Annotated in this window: 33 protein-coding genes; 20 read left to right on the plus strand and 13 right to left on the minus strand. The window is 69.0% G+C overall.

Annotated elements, in window-relative coordinates; genetic code table 11:
• Window positions 1-107 precede the first annotated feature (107 nt).
• The 3 genes from A5756_RS19425 to A5756_RS19435 are packed head-to-tail and all read left to right on the plus strand — an operon-like array spanning window position 108 to window position 1,445.
• A complete protein-coding gene (locus A5756_RS19425; RefSeq protein ID WP_066956288.1) occupies window positions 108-308 on the plus strand; it encodes a hypothetical protein in 201 nt (66 codons plus the stop codon).
• 46 nt (window positions 309-354) lie between these two features.
• A complete protein-coding gene (locus A5756_RS19430; protein WP_066956117.1) occupies window positions 355-1,140 on the plus strand; it encodes an alpha/beta fold hydrolase in 786 nt (261 codons plus the stop codon).
• Window positions 1,141-1,142: 2 nt separating this feature from the next.
• Complete coding sequence (locus A5756_RS19435) at window positions 1,143-1,445, plus strand: MGMT family protein (RefSeq protein WP_066956120.1); 303 nt, start codon at window positions 1,143-1,145, stop codon at window positions 1,443-1,445.
• Here A5756_RS19435 and A5756_RS19440 read toward each other — a convergent pair.
• From A5756_RS19440 to A5756_RS19450, 3 genes are all read right to left on the minus strand, one after another.
• Complete coding sequence (locus A5756_RS19440) at window positions 1,442-2,296, minus strand: TIGR02569 family protein (protein ID WP_066956122.1); 855 nt, start codon at window positions 2,294-2,296, stop codon at window positions 1,442-1,444. The two genes, A5756_RS19435 and A5756_RS19440, sit on opposite strands and share 4 nt — an antisense overlap.
• Window positions 2,297-2,332: 36 nt before the next feature.
• Complete coding sequence (gene moeZ / locus A5756_RS19445) at window positions 2,333-3,529, minus strand: adenylyltransferase/sulfurtransferase MoeZ (protein ID WP_066956124.1); 1,197 nt, start codon at window positions 3,527-3,529, stop codon at window positions 2,333-2,335.
• A gap of 153 nt (window positions 3,530-3,682) precedes the next feature.
• Window positions 3,683-4,717, minus strand: coding sequence for a DUF3152 domain-containing protein (locus tag A5756_RS19450; RefSeq protein WP_156659675.1), 1,035 nt, complete (start codon window positions 4,715-4,717; stop codon window positions 3,683-3,685).
• Between the two features lie 199 nt (window positions 4,718-4,916).
• Here A5756_RS19450 and A5756_RS19455 point away from each other — a divergent pair, with 199 nt between their 5' ends.
• Window positions 4,917-5,603 carry a TetR/AcrR family transcriptional regulator gene (locus A5756_RS19455; RefSeq protein WP_066956131.1) on the plus strand — a complete coding sequence of 229 codons (687 nt, stop codon included), beginning with the start codon at window positions 4,917-4,919 and terminating at the stop codon, window positions 5,601-5,603.
• Here A5756_RS19455 and A5756_RS19460 read toward each other — a convergent pair.
• Window positions 5,590-5,859, minus strand: coding sequence for a DUF3107 domain-containing protein (locus A5756_RS19460; RefSeq protein WP_066956290.1), 270 nt, complete (start codon window positions 5,857-5,859; stop codon window positions 5,590-5,592). The two genes, A5756_RS19455 and A5756_RS19460, sit on opposite strands and share 14 nt — an antisense overlap.
• Before the next feature lie 206 nt (window positions 5,860-6,065).
• On the opposite strand from A5756_RS19460, the gene A5756_RS19465 reads away from it, so the two are divergent.
• A complete protein-coding gene (locus A5756_RS19465) occupies window positions 6,066-6,779 on the plus strand; it encodes an MmpS family transport accessory protein (RefSeq protein ID WP_066956134.1) in 714 nt (237 codons plus the stop codon).
• 130 nt (window positions 6,780-6,909) lie between these two features.
• Here A5756_RS19465 and A5756_RS19470 read toward each other — a convergent pair whose 3' ends face one another.
• Window positions 6,910-7,629, minus strand: coding sequence for a ferritin-like fold-containing protein (locus A5756_RS19470; protein WP_066956137.1), 720 nt, complete (start codon window positions 7,627-7,629; stop codon window positions 6,910-6,912).
• Window positions 7,630-7,883: 254 nt separating this feature from the next.
• Here A5756_RS19470 and A5756_RS19475 point away from each other — a divergent pair, with 254 nt between their 5' ends.
• Both A5756_RS19475 and A5756_RS19480 read left to right on the plus strand, forming a co-directional pair.
• Window positions 7,884-9,380, plus strand: coding sequence for a DEAD/DEAH box helicase (locus A5756_RS19475; protein ID WP_066956141.1), 1,497 nt, complete (start codon window positions 7,884-7,886; stop codon window positions 9,378-9,380).
• A 15-nt stretch (window positions 9,381-9,395) separates the two neighbouring features.
• On the plus strand, window positions 9,396-10,616 hold the full coding sequence (locus tag A5756_RS19480; protein WP_066956144.1) for a hypothetical protein: 1,221 nt from the start codon (window positions 9,396-9,398) through the stop codon (window positions 10,614-10,616).
• Between the two features lie 107 nt (window positions 10,617-10,723).
• On the opposite strand, the gene A5756_RS19485 is transcribed toward A5756_RS19480, so the two are convergent.
• Window positions 10,724-11,527, minus strand: a complete 804-nt coding sequence (locus A5756_RS19485) for a ParA family protein (protein WP_066956147.1) — start codon at window positions 11,525-11,527, stop codon at window positions 10,724-10,726.
• 119 nt (window positions 11,528-11,646) lie between these two features.
• On the opposite strand from A5756_RS19485, the gene A5756_RS19490 reads away from it, so the two are divergent.
• From A5756_RS19490 to A5756_RS19500, 3 genes are read left to right on the plus strand one after another with little or no spacing between them, the layout of a single operon-like run.
• Window positions 11,647-12,258 carry an acid phosphatase gene (locus A5756_RS19490; RefSeq protein ID WP_066956150.1) on the plus strand — a complete coding sequence of 204 codons (612 nt, stop codon included), beginning with the start codon at window positions 11,647-11,649 and terminating at the stop codon, window positions 12,256-12,258.
• Complete coding sequence (locus tag A5756_RS19495) at window positions 12,255-13,352, plus strand: isochorismate synthase MenF (RefSeq protein WP_066956153.1); 1,098 nt, start codon at window positions 12,255-12,257, stop codon at window positions 13,350-13,352. Before A5756_RS19490 ends, A5756_RS19495 begins: the two co-directional genes overlap by 4 nt.
• Window positions 13,349-13,825 (plus strand): GNAT family N-acetyltransferase, encoded by a 477-nt coding sequence (locus A5756_RS19500; protein ID WP_066956156.1) that lies wholly within the window; start codon window positions 13,349-13,351, stop codon window positions 13,823-13,825. Before A5756_RS19495 ends, A5756_RS19500 begins: the two co-directional genes overlap by 4 nt.
• On the opposite strand, the gene A5756_RS19505 is transcribed toward A5756_RS19500, so the two are convergent.
• The gene (locus A5756_RS19505) at window positions 13,777-14,223 is read right to left on the minus strand and encodes a hypothetical protein (protein ID WP_156659677.1); all 447 of its coding nucleotides are present in this window, start codon (window positions 14,221-14,223) and stop codon (window positions 13,777-13,779) included. The two genes, A5756_RS19500 and A5756_RS19505, sit on opposite strands and share 49 nt — an antisense overlap.
• A gap of 79 nt (window positions 14,224-14,302) precedes the next feature.
• Here A5756_RS19505 and A5756_RS19510 point away from each other — a divergent pair, with 79 nt between their 5' ends.
• Together A5756_RS19510 and whiB1 are read left to right on the plus strand one after the other, a co-directional pair.
• Complete coding sequence (locus tag A5756_RS19510) at window positions 14,303-15,274, plus strand: diacylglycerol kinase family protein (RefSeq protein ID WP_066956161.1); 972 nt, start codon at window positions 14,303-14,305, stop codon at window positions 15,272-15,274.
• 281 nt (window positions 15,275-15,555) lie between these two features.
• Complete coding sequence (gene whiB1, locus A5756_RS19515) at window positions 15,556-15,810, plus strand: transcriptional regulator WhiB1 (protein ID WP_007168139.1); 255 nt, start codon at window positions 15,556-15,558, stop codon at window positions 15,808-15,810.
• A 69-nt stretch (window positions 15,811-15,879) separates the two neighbouring features.
• Here the strand turns inward: whiB1 and A5756_RS19520 are convergent, their stop codons facing one another.
• Both A5756_RS19520 and A5756_RS19525 read right to left on the minus strand, forming a co-directional pair.
• A complete protein-coding gene (locus A5756_RS19520) occupies window positions 15,880-17,379 on the minus strand; it encodes a sensor histidine kinase (protein WP_066956164.1) in 1,500 nt (499 codons plus the stop codon).
• A gap of 59 nt (window positions 17,380-17,438) precedes the next feature.
• Window positions 17,439-17,654, minus strand: coding sequence for a biotin/lipoyl-binding carrier protein (locus tag A5756_RS19525; RefSeq protein ID WP_066956294.1), 216 nt, complete (start codon window positions 17,652-17,654; stop codon window positions 17,439-17,441).
• 208 nt (window positions 17,655-17,862) lie between these two features.
• On the opposite strand from A5756_RS19525, the gene A5756_RS26730 reads away from it, so the two are divergent.
• Window positions 17,863-17,937: a 50S ribosomal protein bL37 gene (locus A5756_RS26730; RefSeq protein WP_011728008.1), complete on the plus strand. Its 75-nt coding sequence runs from the start codon at window positions 17,863-17,865 to the stop codon at window positions 17,935-17,937.
• A gap of 6 nt (window positions 17,938-17,943) precedes the next feature.
• Here the strand turns inward: A5756_RS26730 and rsrA are convergent, their stop codons facing one another.
• Window positions 17,944-18,246, minus strand: coding sequence for a mycothiol system anti-sigma-R factor (gene rsrA, locus A5756_RS19530; RefSeq protein WP_066956166.1), 303 nt, complete (start codon window positions 18,244-18,246; stop codon window positions 17,944-17,946).
• Window positions 18,243-18,890, minus strand: a complete 648-nt coding sequence (locus A5756_RS19535; RefSeq protein WP_066956169.1) for a sigma-70 family RNA polymerase sigma factor — start codon at window positions 18,888-18,890, stop codon at window positions 18,243-18,245. Before A5756_RS19535 ends, rsrA begins: the two co-directional genes overlap by 4 nt.
• Window positions 18,891-19,172: 282 nt before the next feature.
• Here A5756_RS19535 and A5756_RS19540 point away from each other — a divergent pair, with 282 nt between their 5' ends.
• From A5756_RS19540 to A5756_RS19550, 3 genes are all read left to right on the plus strand, one after another.
• Entirely contained in the window at window positions 19,173-20,021 is an 849-nt protein-coding gene (locus tag A5756_RS19540; protein WP_066956172.1) for an NAD(P)-dependent oxidoreductase, read from the plus strand.
• Window positions 20,022-20,079: 58 nt separating this feature from the next.
• Window positions 20,080-20,565, plus strand: a complete 486-nt coding sequence (locus tag A5756_RS19545) for an aminoacyl-tRNA deacylase (RefSeq protein WP_066956175.1) — start codon at window positions 20,080-20,082, stop codon at window positions 20,563-20,565.
• A gap of 65 nt (window positions 20,566-20,630) precedes the next feature.
• Window positions 20,631-20,882 (plus strand): hypothetical protein, encoded by a 252-nt coding sequence (locus tag A5756_RS19550; RefSeq protein ID WP_066956297.1) that lies wholly within the window; start codon window positions 20,631-20,633, stop codon window positions 20,880-20,882.
• Here A5756_RS19550 and A5756_RS19555 read toward each other — a convergent pair.
• Window positions 20,879-21,640: an SOS response-associated peptidase gene (locus A5756_RS19555; protein WP_066956178.1), complete on the minus strand. Its 762-nt coding sequence runs from the start codon at window positions 21,638-21,640 to the stop codon at window positions 20,879-20,881. The genes A5756_RS19550 and A5756_RS19555 overlap by 4 nt on opposite strands.
• A gap of 44 nt (window positions 21,641-21,684) precedes the next feature.
• On the opposite strand from A5756_RS19555, the gene aroA reads away from it, so the two are divergent.
• Window positions 21,685-22,968, plus strand: a complete 1,284-nt coding sequence (gene aroA / locus A5756_RS19560) for a 3-phosphoshikimate 1-carboxyvinyltransferase (RefSeq protein WP_156659679.1) — start codon at window positions 21,685-21,687, stop codon at window positions 22,966-22,968.
• Complete coding sequence (rsgA, locus tag A5756_RS19565) at window positions 22,965-23,945, plus strand: ribosome small subunit-dependent GTPase A (protein WP_066956183.1); 981 nt, start codon at window positions 22,965-22,967, stop codon at window positions 23,943-23,945. The genes aroA and rsgA overlap by 4 nt, the downstream gene beginning before the upstream one ends.
• Here rsgA and A5756_RS19570 read toward each other — a convergent pair.
• Window positions 23,932-24,405, minus strand: a complete 474-nt coding sequence (locus A5756_RS19570; protein ID WP_066956186.1) for a helix-turn-helix domain-containing protein — start codon at window positions 24,403-24,405, stop codon at window positions 23,932-23,934. The genes rsgA and A5756_RS19570 overlap by 14 nt on opposite strands.
• A gap of 94 nt (window positions 24,406-24,499) precedes the next feature.
• Between A5756_RS19570 and A5756_RS19575 the strand changes: the two genes are divergently transcribed.
• Together A5756_RS19575 and A5756_RS19580 are read left to right on the plus strand one after the other, a co-directional pair.
• Window positions 24,500-25,672: a thiolase family protein gene (locus tag A5756_RS19575; protein ID WP_066956189.1), complete on the plus strand. Its 1,173-nt coding sequence runs from the start codon at window positions 24,500-24,502 to the stop codon at window positions 25,670-25,672.
• Window positions 25,672-26,754 carry an NmrA family NAD(P)-binding protein gene (locus A5756_RS19580; protein ID WP_066956192.1) on the plus strand — a complete coding sequence of 361 codons (1,083 nt, stop codon included), beginning with the start codon at window positions 25,672-25,674 and terminating at the stop codon, window positions 26,752-26,754. Before A5756_RS19575 ends, A5756_RS19580 begins: the two co-directional genes overlap by 1 nt.
• Window positions 26,755-26,819: the final 65 nt, after the last annotated feature.

Here is a 26,819-nt window from a genome sequence, read left to right on the forward strand (position 1 = left end):
GCTGCATGCAATCAGCAGGGTCTGACAAGTCGCGCGGCCCGCGCCGCCGCCGACCCCTACGCTGGAGGCCGCAAGCAGTCCGACGAAAGGTGAGGAGGTAGGTGATCGTGACGAACGTCGAACCCGGTTTTCCCAGCGACGAAGCACCCGAAGGTGACGCCGCGGAACAATTGCAACCCGTCGACTTCGACGACGAGGTCGGCCTGGACACCGAGTATCTGACAGCTGCCGACCGCGAGGCCAACGAGGCCGACGTGATCGAGCAGGCCTACGTCGTCCCCACCGAGGACGACTGGGACGAACGCTGACCCGCCCACCGCGAGTGGCCGTGGCGGCGGCTGGCACGATCGACGGGTGACCGCTGATCTCCATGTGCACCGCTACGGCCCGCCGGGTCCGGTGCGAGTACTGGCGCTGCACGGGCTGACCGGTCACGGGCAGCGCTGGCAGCAGCTGGCCGGGCTAATGCCCGAAATCACCTTCGCGGCACCGGATTTGATCGGTCACGGCCGGTCGTCGTGGGCGGCGCCGTGGAGCATCGACGCCAACGTCGCGGCGATGGCCGCGCTGCTCGACGATGAGGCCGTGGCGCCGGTGCTGGTGGTGGGGCACTCCTTCGGCGGCGCGCTCGCCATGCAGCTGGCCGCGATGCGGCCGGACCGGGTGGCGGCGCTGTTGCTGCTGGACCCGGCGGTCGGATTGGACGGCGCGTGGATGCGCCAGATCGCCGACGCGATGTTGGCCTCGCCCGACTACCCCGACGCCGAGGAAGCGCGCCTGGAAAAGCGGCACGGCTCCTGGTCGAACGTCGCCCCCGCACTGCTCGATGCCGAGATCGACGAGCATCTGGTCGAGCTGCCGGGCGGCCGCTACGGCTGGCGGGTGAGCCTGCCGGCGATGATGTCCTACTGGAGCGAGCTGGCCCGTGACATCGTGTTCCCGCCGGCCGGGACGCCGACGTTCCTGGTCCGGGCCAAGCGCACCTCGCCGCCGTACGTCGGCGAGGACCTCATCGCCGGGCTACGGGACCGGCTGGGATCCGATTTCCGGCTACTGGATTTCGATTGCAACCACATGGTGCCCTACGCCGCGCCCGCGGAGGTCGCCGCGCTGACGCGCGAGCTGCTGGAAGCCCGCTGATCGTGGCGCCGGTGACCGACGACCAGGTCGAGCGGGTGCGCACGCTGGTCGCGGCGATCCCGCCCGGCAGGGTCGCCACCTACGGCGACATCGCCGACGTCGCAGGGCTTTCCAGCCCGCGCATCGTCGGTTGGATCATGCGGACCGACTCCTCGGACCTGCCGTGGCACCGGGTGATCACCGCCTCGGGGCGCCCGGCGGCTCATCTGACCACCCGGCAGCTGGAGCTGCTGCGGGCCGAGGGAGTCCTGGCCACCGACGGCCGGATCGCGTTGCGCGAGGTTCGTTTCGACTTCGAGCGCTAGAGCACCAGTCGCACCAGCGCCGCGGTGCGGGCCAGCCCGGGGAACGCCTCGGCGGTGGACCGTGGGTGCAACGCATGAACCGCTAGACGAAACATCAAGGCGCGCAACAACATCTGCGGCCACTCGGGCAGCGCGTTCCAACGTTCGATGAGTCCGTCGTCGGCCTCGCCCCAGGACAGCGCGTCCACGACGACCACACCGGCCGCCCACGACGCGGGCCGCCAGTACGGGGTGATGTCGGTGATGCCCGGAGCGGCGGTGCCGATGAAAAGCACTGTCCCGTAAAGGTCTCCGTGCACCAGCTGGTTCGGGCTCTTGGTCGGCCGGCGCAGGGTGGCCAGCTGGTTGATCAGCTCCACCGACCGCTCGGCGTCGGCCGTCGGCGGGGCCGTCCGGGCGCCAGGGGGCACCGAGGCCAACGGCCGTTCCTCCCAGGCAGCACGGTCGGCGGCGATGAAGATGTCCACGTCACCCCACGGCGCGGTGGGGCCCTGGGTCAGAAATCGGGGCCGTTCCAGTTTGCCGGTCGCCTCGTGCAGGCGCACCGCCGCGGAGACGACCTCGTCATGCCGCGGTTCGGGCGTGCCGGCGACGAAGGTATCCGCCCGCCATCCCGAAACCACGTATCGCCCGTCCGTCGAGCGGACCGGGCGGGCCAGCCGAACACCGTCGACGAACAGCGTCTCCCGCACCCGGGCCGACCAGGCCGCCCGGGCGTGATCGGCCACCAACGACAGGACGACCTCACCGCAGCGCCAGCCGCCTTCCCAGCTAGCCCCCAGATAGACGGGCTTGACACCGGTCAAACCAAACGCCGCCAGCACGTGCTCCGGCGGCGGTTCGACATTCACACGGGTAGCCTAGACGAGGTCACCTGCCCTATCGGGTCAGTACATCACCATGTCGGGTTGCATCTGCTGCGCCCACGCCACGATGCCGCCCTGCAGGTGCACCGCGTCGGGGAACCCGGCCTTGCGCACCGCCACCAGCGCCTCGGCCGAGCGCACCCCCGTCTTGCAGTACAGCACGGGCGTGCGGTCCTGCGGCAGCTTTGCCAGACCCTCACCGGAGTTGATCGACGACTGCGGGATCAGCTGGGCCCCGTCGATGTGCACGATGTCCCATTCCGCGCGTTCACGAACGTCGATCAACGCCAGTTTCTTTCCCGAATCCAGTAATTCGCGCAACTCCCGCGGGGTGATCGTGGAGCCGGACAGCACCGGGCCGGCGTCATGGGATGCCACACCGCAGTACTGCTCGTAGTCGATCAGCTCGGTGATCTTCGGACGGAAGGCGTCGTCGGGGTCCCTGCGGATCGTGATGGTGCGATAGGACATCTCCAGGGCGTCGTAGATCATCAACCGGCCCAGCAGCGACTCGCCGATCCCGGTGATGAGTTTGATGGCCTCGGTGCCCATCACCGACGCGATGGAGGCGCAGACGATGCCCAGCACACCGCCTTCGGCGCACGACGGCACCGTGCCTGGTGGCGGCGGCTCCGGGTAGAGGTCGCGGTAGTTGAGGCCCCGCCCGCCCGGCGCATCCTCCCAGAACACCGAGACCTGCCCCTCGAATCGGTAGATCGATCCCCACACGTACGGCTTGCCGGCCAGCACGGCGGCGTCGTTGACCAGATACCGGGTGGCGAAGTTGTCGGTGCCGTCCAGGATCAGGTCGTACTGCGAGAACAGGTCGACGGCGTTGCTCGCGTCGAGCCGGACCTCGTGCAGACGCACCCGGACCGATGGGTTGATCGCGGCGATCGACTCGCGCGCCGACTGCGCCTTGGAGCGCCCGACGTCGGCCACGCCGTGGATGATCTGGCGCTGCAGGTTGGAGTCGTCGACGACGTCGAAGTCGACGATGCCGATCGTGCCGACGCCGGCCGCGGCCAGGTACAGCAGCGTCGGCGCGCCGAGCCCGCCCGCGCCGATCACCAGCACCTTCGCGTTCTTGAGCCGCTTCTGCCCGTCGACGCCCAGGTCGGGAATGATCAGATGGCGGCTGTAGCGGGCGACCTCATCGCGGGTCAGCTCGTCTGCCGGCTCCACGAGAGGCGGCAGTGCTGTCTGCGGTGTCGGCACCCACTCCTCCTCGGTCTCGCGTTGCGGTTGTCCACCACCATCACAGCAGCCGCCGAAGTGGACGGCAATGAATTCAACCTGCCGAGCGTCACGTTGGCGTGACTCCGAACGCCGACCGTCACGCCGGCGTGACGCTTCGCGGCTAGGGGCCGGCTAAGCGATCGGGAACGGCCACGGATTGAATCGGCAGGTCTTCCCGTCGGCCTTGACGAAATCCGGGTCGAATTGGGCGGCATCGTTGTTCGACGTGGAGAAGGTCTGCTGCATCATCACCGGCGCCAAAGCGCCCTGCTGCTCACACGGCTCGTGACGCACGTACCCGATGGCGTGGCCGACCTCGTGGTTGATCACGTACTGGCGATAGGAGCCGATGTCCCCCTCGAACGGGACCGCCCCGCGCACCCAGCGCGCCTCGTTGATGAAGACCCGCGACTGCCGGTCCTTGCCGAACGACGGGTTGTAGCAGGAGGTCTCGAGCCGGAACTCGTAGCCGCACCCCTCGCGGACCGTCACCGGCGACACCAGGGAGATGCGGAAGTCGGGCTTGCCCCCATTGGTTCCGTCGATCCTGACGAACGCGAACTGCGGGTTGTGCGTCCAGCCCTTGGGGTTGGCCAGCGTCTGGTCGACCATCTGCGCGAACGCCTCGTCGCCGCCGATCATCGTGGGGTCGATACCATCCTCCACCTCGACGGTGTAGTGAAACACCCGTACGGTGCCCTGACCGATCTGCGGCGTCGTGCCGGGCACCACGTGCCAGGTCTTCTCGCCCGCCTCGGTGAACGGGCCGCCGTCCGGCAGCGTCCCCGCCGGCAGGTTGGCGTCGAACGCCGCCAGCCCGCGCGGTGGCGCGTCGATGATCGAGGTGCCCACGGCGTCCATCGCTTGCGGACTCTGGATGGGCTGGTTCGCCGTCGGCTTCACCGCGCTGGTGCCCGTCACCGTCTGATAGATGACCACCGCGGTGAGCACCGCCAACACCGGCAGCGCGTATGCGCGCCAGCCGTAGGTGGATACGAACCGTCCCAGCCATGTCTGTTTGCGCCACTGGCGCGGCCGCTCCCGGTCGGCCCTGCTCCGTCCGCCGTCGCGGGCGATCGGGTCACGCAGCGCCCGTAGCGGTTCGCGCCACTCGTCCCGCAGCACCGGGACGCGACCGGTGCCGCGCGAAGGCCGCTGGGACGTCATTGCCCCAGGATTACACAGTCGGCAGCGAGGCCGTTCTTGGCGCGCCCGAATGCTCCGCCCGACACCACAATCTGCCAGCCACGACGGCGGCGACGACGGTCACCGGGACGACGCGGGTAGTAATGTCTCTCGCAACGAGCCGAGCGCGGCCGGCCAGTGGTGCCGGCGGCCGGTTGCCGACACATCAGATGAGGACTCGATGAGCGAACTCGCCAAGGCCGGGGCGCGGCGTGCCGTCAAATCGACCGACCGCAGTCGGCCCGGGGACGGCATCGCGGCTTCGAGCCGGCGCGGCAACCGGTTGCCCCGCGATGAGCGTCGCGGTCAGTTGCTCATCGTCGCCAGCGACGTCTTTGTCGATCGCGGCTACCACGCGGCCGGCATGGACGAGATCGCCGACCGGGCCGGGGTTAGCAAACCGGTTCTGTATCAACACTTTTCGAGCAAACTCGAGCTCTATCTGGCCGTGCTCGCCCGGCATGTGGAAAACCTCGTCTCGGGCGTGCAGCAGGCACTGAACACCACCACCGACAACCGCCGGCGACTGCACGCTGCGGTGCAGGCGTTCTTCGACTTCATCGAGCACGACAGCCAGGGTTACCGGCTGATCTTCGAGAACGACTACGTCACCGAACCCGAGGTGGCCGCGCAGGTGCGCGTCGCCACCGAATCGTGCATCGACGCGGTGTTCGCCTTGATCAGCGAGGACTCGGGGCTCGACCCGCACCGCGCCCGCATGATCGCGGTGGGATTGGTGGGCATCAGCGTCGACTGCGCCCGCTACTGGCTCGACTCCGACCGCCCGATCTCGAAGGCGGACGCCGTCGAGGGCACCGTCGCGTTCGCCTGGGGCGGGCTGTCACACGTGCCGCTTACTCGCCTTTAGCGCCCTTGCCGGTGAGCTTTCCGACTTCGGCGCCGATGCCGAAGCCGACCCGGCGCGCGTCGGCGGGGCCGATCTCGACGTAGGCGATCTTGCTGGTGTGCACGAGGAAGCGACGCCCCCGCTCGTCGTTCAGCCTCAGCAGGCCCGGTCCCTCACCCAGCGCGGCGCTGACCAGCTCTTCGACTTCGGCCGGCGTCTGCGCACTGGCGAGGACCAGCTCACGCGGACTGTCCGTAATACCGATCTTGACCTCCACGGTCACCCCTTCCGTAGGTATTGAAGTCGACAGGCTTGTCAGCTGCAGGCTAGTTGACGCGGCGGGCCCGGTGCGGCGACAGCCCCCGGCATGCGGTTCGCGCTCAGCGAAACATCGGTCGCGAGCAGATAACGATTAGCTTGCGACTGGGCCCAGACCCGGGTCCGCAGCCCGGTTCGTGCTTTCACATGGCTACCTTCGGCCCCATGGGTACCACACTGGCCGATCTCGACGAGGTCCGGGACTACCCCGAAGACCAGACCGATGAGCTCTACGGAGCCGACGCCTACCCCGAGGGCGACTACACCTGGACCGGCTGGCCGGCCGAGCTTCGCTGGCGTCCGATCACGGCGATCCTCGGCGCCGTGGTGGCCGTCGGCGCGATCGCGACCGCCGTCATCATCAACAGCGGCGACAGCGCCTCGACGAAGGCCACCGTGGCACCGGCTCCGCAACCGGTGACGTCCGCGCCGGCGACGACGAGAAGCTCCGTCCCGCCCAGCGCCCAGCCCCGCCCCTCAGGCACGCCGTTGCCGCCCGAAACGGTCACCACCGTCACCACGCCCAGCGCGTCGCCGAGCCTGGCGCCGACGGGAACGCCCACCGCCGCTCCGCCCCTGACGCTGACGCCCCCCCCGGCCGCGCTGAACCCGCGCACCGTCGTCTACAGCGTGACCGGCAGCAAGCAACTGCTGGACCTGGTGAACATCGTCTACACGGACGGGAACGGCTACTCCCAGACCGAGTTCAACGTCTCGCTGCCGTGGACCAAGGCGGTGATCTTGAGTCCGAGTGTCCAGAACCCGTCGGTCGTCGCGACGAGCTTCTACGGCCGGCTCAACTGCTCGATCGTCAACGCCGCCGGTCAGCTGGTGGCCGCATCGACCACCAACGCGAGCCTGGCGACCTGCGCGCGCTGAGTGACCCGTCCCCCAGCTCCGCGGGGGTGCCCCCCAGCGCCCGGCTGCGCCGCGCTTGCGATCACGGCTGGGTCCGATGGCCGTGACCCGCTGCGCCCGGCTGCGCCGCGCTTGCGATCACGGCTGAACGTCAGCTCAGACCCAGTTCGTGCATCCGCCGGTCGTGGGTGTGCTGCAACCGGTCGAAGAACGCGTTGAGCTGGCCCAGGCCACCGGCGCCCGACATCACCAGGTCGACCAGCTCGTCGTGGTCGGCCAGCAAGTACTGAGCCTGCGTGATCGCCTCGCCGAACAGGCGGCGCGACCACAGCGCCAGCCGGCTGCGCTGCTTGCCGCTGGAGGTCACGGCGGCGCGCACCTCGGCGACGACGAACTGCGAATGTCCCGTCTCGGACAGCGCCGCCCGCACCACGTCGGCGATCTCGTCGGGTAGCCCGTCGGCGATCTCCAGGTACAGGTCGGCGGCCAGGGCGTCGCCGACATAGGTTTTCACCAGGGCTTCCAGCCACGTGCTGGGCATCGTCAGCCGGTGGTAGTTCTCCAGCGCCGAGACGTACTTCGACATCGACTTCACCACGTCGACGCCCCGGCTTTCCAGGGCGTCGCGCAGCAGCTCGTAGTGCTGCATCTCGGCGGCGGCCATGCTGGCCATGGAAATCCGTCCGCGCAGGTCCGGGGCCATCCGCGCCTCGTCGGTGAGCCGATAGAACGCGGCGATCTCGCCGTATGCCAAGACCGCGAACAACTCGTTGACGCCCGGGTGGTCGGCCGACAGACGCGGGGCGGGCGAATCGTCCACCTGGTCGGCTTCCAGTTCGGCTTCGGAAGGCTGGCAAGAGGGCCGGGTCATGGCAACACTGTAGTCGGCGGACCCGGCGCTAACGGGGCGCCAGCTGTCGACCAGCTATCATGTATGTAGGTAGCGGTTGTATTTCTTTTCCCAAGCCGCTATCGGCGAAATGTGCGTGCACAGCTGGCCGGCCCAGATTGGGCAGGGGCCCGCGACTCGGCGACGTATTCGGAGTCGGAACTCGTGCGCGCGTGACCGCGACAGAGAAACACCGACACAAACCGATACGTCACCGAAAGGCTTACTACCCACGCATGAGCGAACTCACCAGCACAACTGAATTGACCTTTGCCCAGCTCGGCGTTCGCGACGAAATCGTCCGCGCCCTCGCCGAAAAGGGCATCGAACGCCCCTTTGCGATCCAAGAACTGACCATGCCGCTGGCGCTCGCCGGCGACGACGTGATCGGCCAGGCCCGCACCGGTATGGGCAAGACCCTCGCCTTCGGCGTGCCGCTGCTGAACCGCATCACGTCCGGAGTCGGCGTGCGGGAGCTCAACGGCACACCCCGGGCCCTGGTCGTGGTCCCGACCCGTGAGCTGTGCCTTCAGGTCACCGAGGACCTGGCCGCCGCGGCCAAGTACCTCACCGCCGACGAGGGTCGGCGGCTGTCCGTCGTCTCGATCTACGGCGGGCGGGCCTACGAGCCGCAACTCGAGGCGCTGCAGGCCGGCGCCGACGTCGTGGTCGGCACCCCCGGCCGCCTGCTCGACCTGGCCCAGCAGGGCCACCTGCAGCTCGGCGGGCTGTCCATGCTCGTCCTCGACGAGGCCGACGAGATGCTCGACCTGGGCTTTTTGCCCGACATCGAGCGCATCCTGCGTCAGATCCCCGAGGACCGGCAATCCATGCTGTTCTCGGCGACCATGCCGGGCCCGATCATCACGCTGGCCCGCACTTTCATGAACCAGCCCACCCACATCCGGGCAGAGGCGCCGCACTCGGCCGCCACGCACGACACCACCGAGCAGTTCGTCTACCGCGCCCACGCGCTGGACAAGGTCGAGATGGTCAGCCGCATACTGCAGGCCGAGGGCCGCGGCGCGACGATGATCTTCACCCGCACCAAGCGCACCGCCCAGAAGGTCGCCGACGAACTGGCCGAGCGCGGCTTCAAGGTCGGCGCCGTGCACGGCGACCTCGGTCAGATCGCCCGCGAGAAGGCGCTCAAGGCCTTCCGCAGCGGCGACATCGACGTCCTGGTCGCCACGGACGTGGCCGCCCGCGGCATCGACATCGACGACATCACCCACGTCATCAACTACCAGATCCCCGAGGACGAACAGGCCTACGTGCACCGCATCGGCCGCACCGGCCGCGCCGGCAAGACCGGCATCGCCGTCACCCTGGTGGACTGGGACGAACTGCCCCGCTGGTCGATGATCGACAAGGCGCTGGGCCTGGAGACCCCCGAACCCGCCGAGACCTACTCGAACTCGCCGCACCTCTACGAAGAGATGGGCATCCCGGCCGAAGCGGGCAGCGCCATCGGCTCGCCGAAGAAGCCGCAGGGCCAGCGCCGCACCAGCGAGCGCGACGGCCAGAAGGCGGACCGGTCCGGGCGTGCCCGCTCCGGCGCGCCGCGGCGGCGGACCCGCGGCGGCCAACCCACCTCCGCACATTCGGGCGGGAATGCCGGGGCCGGCGCCGCCGGCGGCGAAGCCGCCGCGGAAGCGCCCGGTAACGGCGGGACCAGCCGCCGCCGCCGTCGGCGCCGCAAGGCCGCCGAAGCCGGCGCAAACGCCAGCTGAGTCGCCCGCCCGCGGATGGTCAGACCCGAACGCCGGACCAAGGGCGACGTCTTGGCCGCCGCGGCGATAGCGGTCGCGGTAGTCGCCGTCGCCTCGCTGATCTGGTGGACCAGCGACGCCCGGGCCACCATCAGCCGGCCGGCCGCCGTTGCGGCGCCCAACCCGACCCCGGCCCGACAGGTCCCGGCCGCGCTCAAGGAGCTGTGGACCGCATCCAGTCCGGCCACCACCGCACCCGTGGCCGTCGGCGGGACGGTCGTCACCGGCGACGGCCGCCGGGTCGACGGCCGCGACCCCGCCTCGGGCCAGTCCCGGTGGAGCTACCAGCGCGACGCCGACCTGTGCGGGGTCTCCTGGATTTACCACTACGCCGTCGCCGTCTACCGGGACGACCGCGGGTGCGGGCAGGCGAGCACGCTTGACGGGTCCACCGGTCGCCGCGGGCCTGCCCGCAGCGGCTACGCCGACCCGCACGTGCAGCTGTCGTCCGACGGCACGACCGTGTTGGCGGCCGGCGGCACCCGGCTCGAGCTGTGGCGCTCCGACATGGTCCGGATGGTCGCGTACGGCGAGACGGACGCCCGCGTCAAGCCCTCCGCACGCGGGCTGCACTCCGGCTGCAAGCTGGTCTCGGCGGCGGCCAGCTCGTCGGCGGTGTCGGTGCTGGAGGGCTGCGCCAACCAGGCCGACCTGCGGCTCGTGCTGCTGCGGCCGGGCAAGGACGACGACGAACCCCAGCAGCGCATCGTGGCCGAACCCGGGATCACGGCGGATTCGGGCGCCCGGGTGCTGGCCGTCTGGGAGAACAACACAGCGGTGTACCTGCCGTCCCCGCAGCCCCGGGTGGACGTGATCGACGAGACCGGCACCACCGTGTCGAGCACACTGCTGCCCAAGCCGCCGACGAGCCCCGGTGCCGTGTCGCACGCGGGCAGCCTGATCACCTGGTGGACCGGCGATTCCGTCATGGTCTTCGAGACGGGCAACCTGTCGCTGCGGTACACCATCGCCGCGGGCTCCACGACGGCACCGTTGGGCCCGGGCGCGATGATGGCGGGCCGTCTGCTGGTGCCGGTCACCGGCGCGATCGGAGTCTACGACCCGGTCAGCGGCGCCAACGAGCGCTACATCCCGGTGAACCGGGCGCCGAGTACACCCGGACGGGCGGTGGTCCCGGCCGTCGCGGGGTCCCAGGTGTTCGAGCAGCGGGGCGACACCGTGACGGCCCTGGGCTGACGCCGCCTGCCGTGCGCGCTCAGGGCGTTGCGCATGCGTACAGGGCGGCGACACGCCGGCGTGCCGCGCCGTAGGCGCTCAAAGCCCTAGGCGCGCAATCAAAGCCGCTACACCTCGACGGCGAACGTCGGCAGCGGCTTGCCGGTCTTCCAGTGCTTGAGCAACGCCTTCGCCAGGTCGGTGTAAGCCGACGCGCCCTTGTTCTTGCGCCCGGCCATCACCGACGACCCCGAGGCACTGGCCTCGGCGAAACGCACTGTGCGCGGTATCGGCGGGGCCAGCACCGGCAGGTTGTAGCGGTCGGCGACGTCCACCAACACGTCCCGGGTGTGGGTGGTCCGCGAGTCGTACAGCGTCGGCAACGCGCCGAGGAGCCGCAGCTCCGGGTTGGTGATCTGCTGGACATCGGCGACCGTGCGCAGGAATTGGCCGACTCCCCGGTGCGCGAGCGTCTCGCACTGCAGCGGCACGATCACCTCGTCGGCGGCGGTCAGCCCGTTGAGGGTGAGCACACCCAGCGACGGTGGGCAGTCGATGATGACCACGTCGAAGTCGTCGGAGAGCTTGGCCAGCGCGCGTTTGAGCGCGTATTCGCGGCCGGCGCGCATCAACAGCATCGCCTCGGCTCCCGCCAGGTCGATGTTGGCCGGCAGCAGGGTCATCCCCTCCATGGTGGTGACCAGCGCGGCATTCGGCTCGACCTCGCCGAGAAGCACCTCGTGCACCGACACCGGGAGTTTGTCGGGATCCTGACCGAGCGAGAAGGTCAGGCAGCCCTGCGGATCGAGGTCGACCAGGAGCACCCGGCGTCCCTCGTCCACCATCGCTGCGCCCAGCGAGGCGACCGTCGTCGTCTTGGCTACCCCGCCCTTCTGGTTGGCCACTGCCAGTACCCGGGTCTTAGCAGCCATAGGCGCGGCTCTCCCCTCTGCATCGTTGCCATGCGGTCAACAGTGCCCATCCTGGCACGTTCGCTCGCCACGCGCTGCGGCCGACGTGCCCGGCATGTCGTCCGGCAGAATCGGTCGATATGGGCTTGCACAATCATCGACTGGTCCTGCTCCGCCACGGCGAGACCGAGTGGTCGAAATCCGGCCAGCACACGGGCCGGACCGACCTCGAACTGACCGACACCGGCCGCGTCCAGGCCGAGCTGGCCGGCCGCGTCCTGCGAGAACTGAACCTCACCGACCCGTTGGTGATCAGCAGCCCGCGCATCCGCGCCCTGACCACAGCGAAGCTGGCCGGCCTCGCCGTGGACGAGGTCTCTCCCCTGCTCGCCGAATGGGATTACGGCTCTTACGAGGGGTTGACGACGCCGCAGATCCACGAAAAGGTGCCCGATTGGCTGGTCTGGACGCACGGCTGTCCCGGTGGCGAAAGCGTGCAGCAGGTCAGCGACCGCGCCGATCGGGCGGTCGCGTTCGCGCTGGAGCACATGAGCTCGCGCGACGTGGTGTTCGTGGGGCACAGCCACTTCTCCCGTTCGGTCATCACCCGCTGGGTGGAGCTGCCGCTCGTCGAGGGCAGCCGCTTCTGGATGCTGGCCGGCTCCATCGCGGTGTGCGGTTTCGAGCATGGCGTGCGACAGCTGGCCGCGCTCGGATTGACCGCCCAGCCGCAGGCGATAAAACCCGGGTGAGCGCCCAATCGCCGTTCGCGCTGTGCGGACCGAAGCAGACCCTGGTCGCCGAGGGCGTGCGGGAGCGCTACCGCGAGGTCGCGGCGGCGCAGGACGCGCTGCGATCGGGCTCAGCCGCAATAGTGTTGGGCGCGTTGCCCTTCGACGTGAACCGGCCCGCAGCGCTGCTGACGCCCGACGCGGTGCGACGCACCGACGGCCCGCCCGACTGGCCGACCGGCCCGCTGCCGCCGGTGCGTATCGCCGCCGCCGACCCATCGCCGGCCGACTACCGCCGCCGCATCAGCCGGGCCCGCGATCAGCTCACCGCCCCCGACAGCCTGCTGAGCAAGGTGGTGCTGTCCCGCGCGCTGCGGCTGGTCGCCGACGCCCCCCTGGACGCCCGCGTCATCCTGCGCCGGCTCATCGCCGCCGACCCGGCCGCCTACGGCTATCTGGTCGACCTGACCGCCGCAGGCGATGACTACGCGGGTGTGGCGCTGGTGGGCGCCAGCCCGGAGCTTCTGGTGGCGCGCAACGGAGATCGAGTCACGTGCCGGCCGTTCGCCGGCTCGGCGCCCCGCGCCGCCGACCCGGACGTCGACGCCGCCAACGGCGCCGCGCTGGCCGGTTCGGCCAAGGATCGGCACGAGCACCAGTTGGTCATCGAAACCATTCGGGCCGCCCTCGAGCCGCTGTGCGACGAGTTGACGATCGCCGCCGAGCCCGAGTTGAGCCGCACCGCGGCGGTGTGGCACCTGTGCACACCGATCAGCGCCCGGCTTCGCGATACGTCCACCACCGCAATCGATTTGGCCCTGGCGCTGCATCCCACCCCGGCGGTCGGCGGGGTGCCGACCAAGGCCGCGGTCGAGCTCATCGCCGAGTTGGAAGGCGACCGCGGGTTCTACGCGGGGGCGGTCGGCTGGTGCGACGCCCGGGGCGACGGCCGCTGGGTGGTGGCGATCCGCTGCGCGCAGCTGTCGGCGGACCGCCGCACCGCGCTCGCACGATCCGGTGGCGGCATCGTCGCCGAATCCGACCCCGACGAAGAACTCGCGGAAACAACAACGAAATTCGCGACGATTCTCAACGCATTGGACGTCGAGCAATGACCATTCGCCGCGCCGCGCCGGAAGACGCCGCCGCAATCACCGGAATGATCCACGAACTGGCGGAATTCGAACACGCCGCCGAGCAATGCACGGTCACCGAAAAGCAAATTGCGGCAGCACTTTTCGGAGCAGCCCCGACGGTGTACGGGCACGTCGCGGAAGTCGAGGGCGAGATCGCCGCGATGGCGCTGTGGTTTCTCAACTTCTCCACCTGGGACGGCGTGGCGGGCATCTACCTCGAAGACCTGTTCGTGCGGCCGGGATTTCGCCGCCGCGGCCTGGCCCGCGCGCTGCTGGCCACGCTGGCGGCCGAATGCCTCGACCACGGCTACACGCGGTTGTCCTGGGCCGTGCTGAACTGGAACGCCGGCGCCCTCACGCTGTACGACGGCGTCGGCGGCGAACCCCAGCGCGAGTGGACCACCTATCGGCTGTCCGGCCCCCGGTTGGCCGAGCTGGCGGAATCGCGCTGATCGCCGGCGGCCCACCGCACGCCCGCGGGGCTGAACAGCAGGCCCAACACGCTCAGCGCCACAATGCCGGCGGGAATCCCGAAGCCGGGCCGGTGCGAGTCCACCGTCAGGTACCACGCCACCGGCACCAGCAGCAGCTGGGTGATCACGGCCAGCCCGCGCCCCCAGCGCTTGCCGAGGATCAGCGCCCGTCCGGCGGCCAGCACCACCGCCCCGACCAGAACGAAAAACACCGCCGTGCCCAACCCGTTGACCACGCGCTGGTCGGCGCCCGCGACGCCGCGCACCACCAGCACCGCCGCCACCACCAGCGCGGCCAGCCCTTGCACCACCACGAGGAGCCCAGCGCCGCGCACGGCGGCTGGAGCGGCCCCTGGGTTGCGGCGGAAAGCTGTCACCCGCGTCAGCGTAGTCACCCCGGCCGGCGAGGAGTTCCCCACAGCGTGGCCTTAACCGGCCCGCATAAGCTCGTGCTTCATGCGCGCCGTGCTGATCGTGAACCCCACAGCCACCACCACCACCCCGGCCGGTCGCGACCTGCTGGCGAACGCGCTCAAGAGCCGCCTGCAGCTCACCGTCGAACACACCAGCCACCGCGGTCACGGCACCGAACTCGCCGAGAAGGCGGTCGCGGACGGCGTCGACCTGGTCGTGGTGCACGGCGGTGACGGCACGGTGAGCGGGGTGGTCAACGGCCTGCTCGGGCGTCCCGGCGCGGTTTCGGGGGACACCGGCCCGATGCCGGCGGTCGCGGTGGTTCCCGGCGGTTCGGCGAATGTGCTGGCGCGGTCGCTGGGGATCTCGCGGGACCCGGTGGCCGCCACCAACCAGCTCATCCAGCTCCTCGACGACTATCGCCACCACCACACCTGGCGCCGGATCGGCCTGATCGACTGCGGTGAGCGGTGGGCCGTGTTCAACACCGGCATGGGGGTCGACGCCGAGGTGGTGGCCGCGGTCGAGGCCGAACGCGACAAGGGCGGCAAGGTGACGGCCTGGCGCTACATTCGCGCGGCGGTGCCCGCCGTGTGGGGCTACACGCGCCGCGAACCGATGCTCACCCTTGAACTGCCCGGTCGCGAACCCATTACGGGGGTGAGTTTCGCGTTCGTGTCCAACTCCAGCCCGTGGACGTTCGCCAACGAGCGGCCAGTGTGGACCAATCCCGGCTGCAGCTTCGAGTCCGGGCTGGGCGTGTTCGCACCCAAGAGCATGAAAACGATCCCCACCCTTCGCATCGTGCGGCAGATGTTCGCCAAGCGGCCCAAGTTCGACTTCGACCACCTCGTCACCGAGGACGACGTGCCCTGCTTGCGCGTCACCTCGACCGGCGGCCCGGTCGCCTGCCAGTTCGACGGGGATTACCTCGGCGTGCGCGAAAGCATGACGTTCAAATCGGTACCCGACGCGCTGGCGGTGGTAGCACCTCCCCAGAAAAACACGTTCTGAGCTGCGCATACGAAGCGTCCGCGGGCCACGCGACGAAGTTTTTCCTCGTGAGTGGCCGGTGAGTGTAGTACAACGGAGTAATGGCTCGACTACGGATCGATCGAAGTGAGATAGCCCACGAGCGAACTCGGGGCTATTGACATCTGTTGGGCCTGTGAAACGATCAAAAGGTTGCATGCAGGAATTTAGATAGGGGTACGGACCCTTTTCTTGTGCACGCGTTAACAGCCGAAGAAAATTGGCCGTGCGCCTTGCTGCGCACTCAGTGAGGAGTAGGACGTATGGATTGGCGCCACAAGGCGGTCTGTCGCGACGAGGACCCGGAGCTGTTCTTCCCGGTAGGGAACAGCGGCCCGGCGCTCGCGCAGATCGCTGACGCGAAACTGGTCTGCAATCGGTGCCCGGTGACCACGGATTGCCTGTCGTGGGCCCTGAACACCGGCCAGGACTCGGGCGTCTGGGGCGGCATGAGCGAAGACGAGCGGCGCGCACTCAAGCGTCGCAATGCCCGGACGAAGGCCCGTAGCGGAGTCTGACTCAGTCAGAGCAAACAGTGCGGCCTCGACGAGAGTCGGGGCCGCACTGTTGTGTAAGGCGCACAACGCCTAGATGGCCAGTCGGGCCCGCCGCCCGATCGGCACCCGCAACACCACATCGGTGCCGCGAGCCGGGGCTTGGCGCATGCCCAGCGTGCCGTCGAGTTCCGCCGACACCAGCGTCCGCACGATCTGCAGGCCGAGGCTGTCGGACGTCTCCAGGTTGAAGCCTTCCGGCAACCCGCGGCCGTCGTCGTGGACAACGACGTCGAGCCAGCGCGCCGAACGCTCGGCGCGGATGGTCACCGATCCCTCTTCGACCGCAGGATCGAACGCGTGCTCGATCGCGTTCTGAACCAGTTCGGTGATCACCATGATCAGGGCCGTCGCCCGGTCGGAGTCCAGCACGCCGAGGTCGCCGACCCGGTTGATCCGGATCGGCCGGTCCACCGACGCCACGTCGTTCATGATCGGCAGAATCCGGTCGATGACCTCGTCGAGGTTGACCTGTTCGTCGACGGACATCGACAGCGCGTCGTGCACCAACGCGATCGACGAGACCCGGCGCACCGACTCGATCAGGGCTTCGCGCCCTTCGGCGTTGACCGTCCGGCGGGCCTGCAGACGCAGCAGCGCCGCCACCGTCTGCAGGTTGTTCTTCACCCGGTGGTGGATCTCGCGGATGGTGGCGTCCTTGGAGATCAGGGCCCGGTCGCGGCGCTTCACCTCGGTGACATCCCGGATCAGCACGGCGGCACCGGCGCTCGCGCCGTCGACCACCAACGGGAGCGTCCGCAGCAGTACCGTGGCGCCGCCGGCGTCGACCTCCATGCGCATGCTCTTGCCGCCGGCCAGCAGGTCCAGGACGTGCTCGGCCAGCTCCTGCGCCTCGAACGGGTCCGAGATCAGCGGCCGGGTCACCTTGACCAGGTTGCGGCCCTCCAGCTCGGACGTCAGGCCCATCCGGTGGTAGGCCGACACCGCGTTGGGGCTGGCATAGGCGACGACGCCGTTGACGTCCAACCGGATGAAGCCATCGCCCGCCCGCGGGGTGGAGCGGGACATGACCACGTCGCCCACGTCGGGGAAGGTGCCGTCGGCGAGCATGTGGACCAGATCGCCGGCGCATTCCCGGTATGCCGTCTCCAGCTGGCCGGACGTGCGGTCGGCCGCGACGGCGGTCTGATGCCGGGTGAGCACGGCCACCACCCGGCCGCCGTACCGCACCGGGGTCGCCTCGACGTGCGGGCCGGGCAGCCACGAATCCTGTTGGCCCGCATCGCCATCCCGCTGGGCGATGCCGGAGTTGAAGGTCTCGGCGACGAGCGCCAGCTGGTCGGCGGCGACGACACTGCCCACCGAGTCGGTGACGAGGACCGTGGGCGCGGTGTTCGGCCGGCACTGCGCCACACACACCAACATGCCGTCGTCGCGGCGAACCCACATCAGATAGTCGGCGAACGACAGGTCCGCCAGCAGCTGCCACTCCCCCACGACCGCGTGCAGGTGGTCCACCGCATTGCCCGGCAGCACGGTGTGTTCGGCAAGCAGATCACCGAGAGTCGACATCACTCACTCCCCGGGCCATTCCCCGGCAGCAGATAGAACGGTCCAAAGTTTTCCGCGGGCTAGCTGATCACAGCAATCAGGTCGCCCGCCTGGATGACATCGCCCACCGCGACGCTCACCTTGCTGATGGTGCCGTCGACCTCAGCCAAGACGGGAATCTCCATCTTCATCGACTCCAGCAGCACCACGATGTCGCCTTTGCCGATCTGGTCACCCTCGTTCACTACGACTTCGAGCACGCTGGCCACGATCTCGGCGCGCACATCCTCGGCCATCTTCACCCCACTCATTTCGGCCTTCGCGCAGGCTGGCTGCTGGTCCATCAAGCTTTCGTCAGGCTCACGTACATCGAACCATAGGAGGGGTCGGGACCGCGGCGCACGGGGCGTTGTGGCCGCGCGGGTCTTTCGTGAGAGACTGTGCGGCAGGCTGACGGGCGCCGGGCGCCCGGATCAACGACCAAATTCAACGGAGGTTCGACCCATGGCCAAGCGTGGCCGTAAGAAGCGCGACCGCAAGCACAGCAAAGCCAACCACGGCAAGCGGCCCAACGCCTGAGGATCGCTACCGCGTCTCGCGGATGATGGTGGTCCGACGGATCTCCAGCCGTAGCCGCTCACGCAGGCCCTCGGGGGCCTTCTCGCCTCTGCATTTGGTGGCGATCAACGCCTTGATCCGCTCCTCGAGGCCGTAATGCTTGAAGCAGCCGGGGCACGCCTCGAGGTGGCGGCGCAGCTGGTCCCGGGACTCCGGGGTGCATTCACCGTCGAGCAGGAGCCAAACCTGGCGGATCACCTCGGCACAGCCGACCGCGCCGTGGGCGTCGTCGTTGGGGCACGTGTCGCCGGAGCTGGAGAACTCACTCATGACGACACCTCCTCGTGCGCCTGGTGGCCGCGGTTGAAGCCACGCTCCTTGGCCACGTCAGCCAACAGCCCACGCAATTGACGTCGGCCGCGATGCAGCCGTGACATTACCGTCCCGATGGGCGTGTCCATGATCTCGGCGATTTCCTTGTACGGAAAACCCTCGACATCGGCGTAGTAGACGGCCATCCGGAATTCTTCCGGCAGCGCCTGCAGCGCTTCCTTGATCTCGTTGTCGGGCAGTGCCTCGAGCGCCTCGACCTCGGCCGACCGCAGCCCGGTGGACGAGTGCTCGGCGTTGGACGCCAACTGCCAGTCGGTGATCTCCTCGGTCGGGTATTCGGCCGGCTGGCGCTGCCTCTTGCGGTAGCTGTTGATGTAGGTGTTGGTCAGGATCCGGTACAGCCAGGCCTTGAGGTTGGTGCCGGCCCGGAACGAGCGGAACCCCGCGTAGGCCTTCACCATCGTCTCTTGCAGCAGGTCTTCGGCGTCGGCGGGATTGCGCGTCATGCGCAGCGCGCCGCCGTAGAGCTGGTCGAGCAGCGGAATCGCGTCGCGCTCGAAGCGCGCCATCAGCTCGGCGTCCGTCTCCGGCGGGGCGGGATCGGGAATCTCCTGTGCTGTTGCGCCGTCTGTGTCGGCCATGTCGATAACCCCGGTCCCTTCTGCTGCGGTGTCGCCGGACAGCACTGAAAGCGCCACCGGGCTTGCGAGAAAGCAAGCCAACTGCTCGGCACCCGTTGGACTGTCCAACAGGCTCGTCGCCGCTGACACCAAACCGCTCCTCCCAATCTAGAGGCTGCCACCGACAGTGTCTGCCCGGGTGCGCCCACATAACATCAGAGACCGCCTCGTTTAACAGCGTTAACGGACGTGCTATTTCCGGGCCCCATCGGGCCCATGGCGGCAGGACGTTAATGTGACGCCATGTCCCTCAACGGCAAGACCATGTTCATCTCCGGCGCCAGCCGCGGTATCGGCCTGGCGATCGCCAAACGCGCCGCAGAAGACGGTGCCAACATCGCCCTGATCGCCAAGACCGCCGAGCCGCACCCCAAGCTGCCGGGCACGGTGTACACCGCCGCCAAGGAGCTCGAGGAGGCGGGCGGTGCGGCCCTGCCGATCGTCGGGGACGTCCGCGACCCGGAGTCCGTCGAGTCGGCGGTGGCCAAGACCGTCGAGCAATTCGGCGGCATCGACATCTGCGTCAACAACGCGTCGGCCATCAACCTGGGGTCCATCACCGAGGTGCCGATGAAGCGGTTCGACCTGATGAACGGGATCCAGGTGCGGGGCACCTACGCCGTGTCGCAGGCCTGCATCCCGCACCTGAAGGCCGCCCAGAACCCGCACATCCTGACGCTGTCGCCGCCCGTGTTGCTCGGCAAGGAGTGGCTGAAGCCGACCGCGTACATGATGGCCAAGTTCGGCATGACGCTGTGCGCCTTGGGAATCGCCGAGGAGATGCGCGAGGCGGGCATCGCGTCCAACACGTTGTGGCCCCGCACGCTGGTGGCCACCGCCGCGGTGCAGAACCTGCTCGGCGGTGACGAGGCGATGGGACGCGCCCGCAAGCCCGAGGTGTACTCCGACGCGGCCTACGTCATCCTCAACAAGCCCGCCCGCGAATACACCGGCAACACCCTGCTGTGCGAGGACGTGCTGGTGGAGTCCGGCGTCACCGACCTGTCGGTCTACAACTGCGTGCCGGGCGGGCAGCTCGGCGTCGACTTCTGGGTGGACGGCGTCAACCCGCCGGGGTACTCGGGTCCTTAGTCGTGATCGCAAGCCCGGCGGAACCGGGCGCCGCGGGTCACGACCATTGAAGAAGCCGGTGGCTCGCGCCGCCACGCCCGCGCTGGCCGCATTGACGAAAGCCGGTGTGCCGCATGAGGTCATCACTTTCGACCACGATCGGCGGGAACGCTCGTTCGGCGTCGAAGCGGTGCACGCGCTGACGGAGCGCGGCATCGCGCCCGAGCAGATCTACAAGACCCTGGTCGTCGCGGTGCCGGACGGGCTCGCGGTCGCGATACTGCCGGTGCCGGACCGGCTCTCGCTGAAGGCGGCCGCCGCGGCGCTGGGGGTGGCCCGGGCCGGCATGGCCGAGCCCGCCGCCGCCGAACGCGCCACCGGCTACGTCGTCGGCGCCGTGTCGCCGTTCGGGCAACGCAAGGCCCTGCCGACCGTCGTGGACGCGGGCGCCCTGGCCTGGGATCGGGTGTACTGCAGCGCCGGCCGGCGCGGCTGGGACGTCGGGGTTTCACCGCGGGACCTGATCCGGTTGACGGGGGCGGTCACCGCCCGGATCCGCGCGTAGCCGTGCGGGCGCAGCGCCACGGCGAAAACCGGGCCGAATGCTGTCCGCGGCGTTACGCTCGCGCCATGACGACGAAGCGATCCCGCGGCGCGACGATTGTCGCCGCCGGTGTGCTGGCTTTCTCCGGGCTGATGACGATCGGTGTGGGCACCGGCAACGCCGACACGATTCAAACCGAGGGCAACTACCCGACGCGGGCGGCCTGTCAGGACGCCGGGCCCGGCGTGAAGGCCAGCACCCCGGGAAACTGGAACAACTTCTGGTGTGTGCCGGATCGCAACGTCAACGGCAACTGGAAGCTGGTTCTCAGCAACTAAAGCAGGGTCGCCTGCTCGGGCTCCGGGCCGGCCGGCTCGAGTAGCTGGGGCCCGTTGTTGCGGACGTTGTTGACCAGCGTCGACACCTCGCGCATGCGGATGCCGCGCACGTCGGGCGAGTGGGCCAGCAGCTTTTCGTCGACCGGGGCGTCCGGGTCCAGCCAGCGGTCCCACTCCCGCTCCGGGACCACCAGCGGCATCCGGTCGTGGATCTCGGCCAGCTCGCCGGGCGCGTCGGTGGTGATGATCGTGCAACTCAGCAGCGGCTGAGCGTCCTTGGCGGGTTTCCAGACCGACCACAGCCCGGCCATGAACAGCGGCTCGCCATCCTCGCGGTACATGAAGAACGGTGTCTTGCGCGACTTCTTGCCCGCGACGGCGTCGTTGACGCGCCATTCGTAGTAGCCGTCCATCGGGATCAGGCACCGCTTCGACTTGGCGCTCGACCGGAAGGCGGGCGACGTGGTCACCTTGTCCGCGCGGGCGTTGATCAGCATCGGGCCCTTGGTCTCGGGCGCACCGTCGGAACCGGCTTTGGCCCACGGGGGCACCAGGCCCCAGCGCATCAGCCGCACCCGGCGGGTGGGCTGGTCGTCGGGGTCGGTGTGCCGGCTCACGACGGTCGCGATGGTCGAGGTGGGGGCCACGTTGTAGTTGGGCGCCCCGGCACTTTCGGCCGCGCCGGTGGCCTCGTCGATCGCCTTGATCTTCTGGGCCAGCAGCGCCGGATCGGTGGTGACCGCGAACCGTCCACACATACCTTCCATGGTGGCAGAAGCCGGTGACACGCCATGATGGACCGGTGAGTATGTGGACGGCCCCCAGCGCGCCGAAACCGGTGCACGCGACCGTGACCGTTCCGGGCTCGAAGTCGCAGACCAATCGGGCGCTGGTGCTGGCGGCGCTGGCGGCCGCGCAAGGCCACGGCACGCCGACCATCAGCGGCGCGCTGCGCAGCCGAGACACCGATTTGATGATCGGTGCGCTGCGCGCTCTGGGCCTGCGCGTCGAGGGCGATGGTTCCGAGCTGACGGTCGCCGGGCGGATCGCTCCCGGGCCCGACGCGCGTGTGGATTGCGGGCTGGCCGGTACGGTCCTGCGGTTCGTCCCGCCGCTGGCGGCGCTGGCCGAGGCGGTCGTCGAGTTCGACGGGGACGAGCAGGCCCGGGTGCGGCCCATCGCGCCGCTGCTCGACGCCCTGCGCGGCCTGGGCGTGCCGATCGAGGGCGCGGGTCTGCCCTTCCGGGTGCACGGCAGCGGATCGGTCGCCGGGGGCACCGTGGCCATCGACGCATCGGCGTCGTCGCAGTTCGTGTCGGGGCTGCTGCTGTGTGCGGCGTCGTTCACCGAGGGACTTACCGTGCAGCACACCGGCGCGACGCTGCCGTCGGCGCCACACATCGCGATGACCGTGGTGATGCTGCGGCAGGCCGGGGTCGACGTCGACGACTCGGTGCCCAACCGCTGGCGGGTGCGCCCCGGCCCGGTCGCGGCCCGGCACTGGGAGGTGGAACCCGACCTGACGAACGCCGTTCCGTTCCTGGCGGCGGCCGTGGTCAGCGGCGGGACCGTGCGCGTCACCGGCTGGCCCGCGGCCAGCGTGCAGCCCGCCGACCAGATCCTGACCGTGTTGGGCAAGCTGAACGCCGTTGTCACCCAGGGGGATTCGTTCCTCGAGGTACAGGGGTCCGCCGACTACCCCGGTTTCGATGTCGACCTGCGCGCGGTCGGCGAGCTGGCCCCGGCGGTGGCGGCGCTGGCCGCGCTGGCCAAGCCGGGATCGGTGTCCCGCCTCTCTGGCATCGGCCACCTGCGCGGTCACGAGACCGATCGGCTCGCCGCTCTGAGCGCCGAGATCAATCGCCTGGGCGGCGACTGCGCCGAAACCCCCGACGGCCTGGTGATCACCGCGACACCGCTGCGCGCGGACGTCTGGCGCGCCTACGCCGACCACCGGATGGCGATGGCGGGCGCGATCGTCGGCCTGCGGGTGGCCGGGGTCGAGGTGGACGATATCGGGTCGACGTCCAAGACGCTGCCGGAGTTTCCGCAGCTTTGGGCGCACATGCTGGGGTCCGATATTTGAGGCCCGGCGATTACGACGAGTCCGACGTAAAGGTCCGCTCCGGTAGGGGCTCGCGACCGCGCACCAAGACCCGTCCCGAGCACGCCGACGCCGAGGCCGCGATGGTGGTCAGCGTCGACCGCGGCCGCTGGGGATGCGTGCTCGGCGGGGACCCCGATCGCCGGGTCACGGCGATGCGGGCCCGCGAACTGGGCCGCACCCCAATCGTCGTCGGTGACGACGTCGACGTGGTCGGCGACCTGTCCGGGCGGCTGGACACGCTGGCACGCATCGTGCGGCGCGGGGAACGGCGAACGGTGTTGCGGCGCACGGCCGATGACACCGATCCGACCGAACGCGTGGTGGTCGCCAACGCCGACCAGCTGCTGATCGTGGTGGCGCTGGCCGACCCGCCGCCGCGCACCGGCCTGGTCGACCGAACGCTCATCGCGGCCTTTGCCGGCGGGTTGAAGCCGATTCTGTGCCTGACCAAGACCGACCTCGCCCCGCCGGAGCCGTTCGCCTCGCATTTCGTGGACCTGGACTTGACGGTGGTGGTTGCCGGCCGCGACGATCCGCTGCTCGCGGTGGCCGACCTGCTGGCCGGCAAGATCACGGTGCTGCTGGGGCATTCCGGCGTCGGCAAGTCCACGTTGGTGAATCGCCTTGTGCCCGAGGCGGAACGGGCCGTCGGCGAGGTCACCGACATCGGTCGCGGGCGGCACACCTCCACCCAGTCGGTCGCGCTGCCCCTGGCGACCTCCGGCTGGGTGATCGACACCCCGGGGATCCGCTCGTTCGGGCTGGCGCACATCGAGCCCGACGACGTACTGATGGCCTTCTCGGATCTGGCCGGTGCGATCGAGGACTGCCCGCGCGGCTGCGGGCACATGGGGCCGCCGGCCGACCCGGAATGCGCGCTCGACACCCTGTCCGGCCCCGCCGCCAGCCGGGTGGCCGCGGCCCGGCGGCTGCTGAAAGCGCTCAACCAGACTTAGCCAGCCGCATGCCGAGTTCGTCGGGCGCCACCTTATGCCCTTCAGAGCAACGGATTTCGACGCTTGCCTCGGCGCCACAGCCGAGATGGGTGAGCCGGAGGCGATTGCGCCCCGGCAAATGGCGCCGGCCCCACTCGAACATCGCCCAGACCACGGGCATGAAGTCGATGCCGGCCTCGGTGAGCACATACTCTTCCCGACGCCGCTGCCCGGGCTCGTGGTACGGCTGACGCTTCAGCAGCCCCAGTTCGACCAGCTCGGACAGCCGCGCCGAGGTGGCGGCCTTGGTGATGCCCACCCGGCGGGCGAAGTCATCGAAGCGCGTCGTGCCGTAGTACGCCTCGCGCATGATGAGCATCGCGGATTTGGTGCCCACCAGCCCCATCGTCTTCTCGATCGCGCACTCGCCCACGGCCGACCAGGCATCGCGGTCGGCCAGTGGTCCCTGCAGCAGTGTCATAAATCACCTCCCAAGCTGGGTTGCTTTTAGTGTACCTAGATGTTTACCTGGGTACAGCCATCTATACCTAGATGCTGGGACTCAAGGAGGAGCCATGAACCGCGACGCCGTGATCGTCGGAGCCGTCCGCACCCCGATCGGCAAGGGCAAGCCCAGCGGGGCGCTGCACGATGTGCTGCCCGCCGACCTGCTCGCGCACAGCCTGCGTGAAGTGGTGGCGCGCACCGGTGTGGACCCCGCGCAGATCGACGACGTCATCGCGGGTGCCGTCGCCCAGGTCGGTGACCAGGCGGTCAACATCGCCCGAAACGCGTTGCTGGGCGCCGGATTTCCGGAGTCGGTTCCCGGCGTCACGATCGACCGGCAGTGCGGTAGCAGCCAGCAGGCCATCAGCTTCGCCGCCCAGGGCGTGCTTTCCGGCGCCTACGACATCGTCGTCGCCGCCGGCGTGGAATCCATGGGCCGCGTCCCGATGGGCACCTCGGTGCTGCCGGGCAGCAATCCCTTCGGCGACGACATGACCCGGCGCTACCCCGACGGCCTGGTGCCGCAGGGCATCAGCGCCGAACTCATCGCCGCGCGGTGGGGCTTCTCGCGGACCCAGCTCGACGAGTTCTCCGCAGGCAGCCACGACAAGGCCGCCCGCGCCACCAAGGACGGCCTGTTCGACAACGAGCTGATCCCGATCGCCGGCCTGGCCACCGACGAATTCATCCGGCCCGGCACGACGGTCGAAACTCTCGCCGGCCTGCGGCCCGCGTTCTACAGCGAGGCGATGAAAGCCCGTTTCCCGCAGATCAATTGGGAGATCACCGCCGGCAACTCCTCGCCGCTCTCCGACGGCAGCGCCGCGGTCATGATCACCACCAGCGACGTTGCGAAGAAGCTCGGCCTGCGGCCGCTGGCCCGCATCCACACCACCACCGTGGTGGGCTCCGACCCGCTCTACATGCTGACCGGGGTCATCCCGGCGACCGAAAAGGTGCTCCACCGGGCAGGGTTGACGCTGGCCGACATCGACCTGTTCGAGGTTAACGAGGCGTTTGCTCCCGTCGTGCTCGCGTGGGCGCACGACACCGGCGCCGATCTGGCCAAGACCAACGTCAACGGCGGCGCCATCGCGATCGGCCACCCGCTGGGCGCCAGCGGCGCGCGCATCATGACCACACTGGTCAACGCGCTCGAGCAGCGCGGCGGGCGGTATGGGCTGCAGACGATGTGCGAGGGCGGCGGTATGGCCAACGCGACGATCATCGAGCGGCTGTAATGTCCTCCGTCTCGAAGGTCTTCGTCGTAGGAGGAACGGGCGCCCAGGGCATGCCCATCATCCGTGCCCTGGTCGCCGACAACAAATACTCGGTTCGATTTCTGAGCCGCGACCCCGCTTCGCGTCGCGCGAAGGAACTGCTCGCCCTCGACAACGTGTCCGTCCTGGAAGGCTCATTCGCCGACGAGGCCACCCTGCGCGAAGGTTTCCGCGGTTGCGACGCAGCATTCGTCAACATCGACGGATTCAACACCGGCGAGAAGACCGAAATCTACTGGGCGATCCGCAGTTACGAGATCGCCCTCGAAGAGGGCGTCAAGTTCTTCGTCTACGGGAACCTCGACTACGGGCTCAAGAAGTCGGGCTACGATTCCCGATTCCGCACCGGCCACTATGACGGCAAGGGGCGGGTCGGCGAATGGATCTTGTTCCAGAACCGGGTGAACGCTGATCGGATGGGGGCGGCGGTCTTCACGACGGGGCCATACATCGAGATGGCGATCTCGCCCGGGACACCCATGACGCCCACCGTCGAGGACGGTGTCGTGACGTGGCGGGTTCCGCTCGGTGCGGGCGCCGTTCCCCATGTATCCCTTGAAGATTGCGGATTCTACGTTCGTTGGCTGTTCGACCATCCCGAGCGCGCGAACGGCATGGACCTCGAAGTCGCCATCGGCCACATCGCCTATGCGGATCTTGCCGCGGCGTTCGAGAAGGTCACCGGGCATCCGGCGCGGTACATCGACACCGATCTCGACACGTACTGGAAAACCGGTCCCCTCAGCAGGGCCGCAGGTGCGCCCGCTGGGTACAACGCCGACCCGAACGACAAGAGCACCATGAACATCCGCGACAACTTCACGGGATTCTGGAACCTGTGGAAATACGGGGTCATCGACCGCGATTACCATCTGCTCGACGAGATTCACCCGAACCGGATCAGGACCGCCGAGGAGTGGTTGCGCAGAGAAGACCAGCTGGGACGGGCGCTGGGCAAGGGCGGCCTGTGGGAGCGGGTTCAACCGGAGAACCGGACTCCGATCCTCAAGATTGGTGAGGATCAACGGACAGGGAAATTGTAGGCCCGGCGTCTGAAAGGTGCACTGAGACATGGACTCTTCGAATTCAACTGGTCTTTTCGGGGCGG

The organism is Mycobacterium sp. 852002-53434_SCH5985345, from assembly GCF_001667155.1.
Taxonomy (GTDB): Bacteria; Actinomycetota; Actinomycetes; order Mycobacteriales; family Mycobacteriaceae; genus Mycobacterium.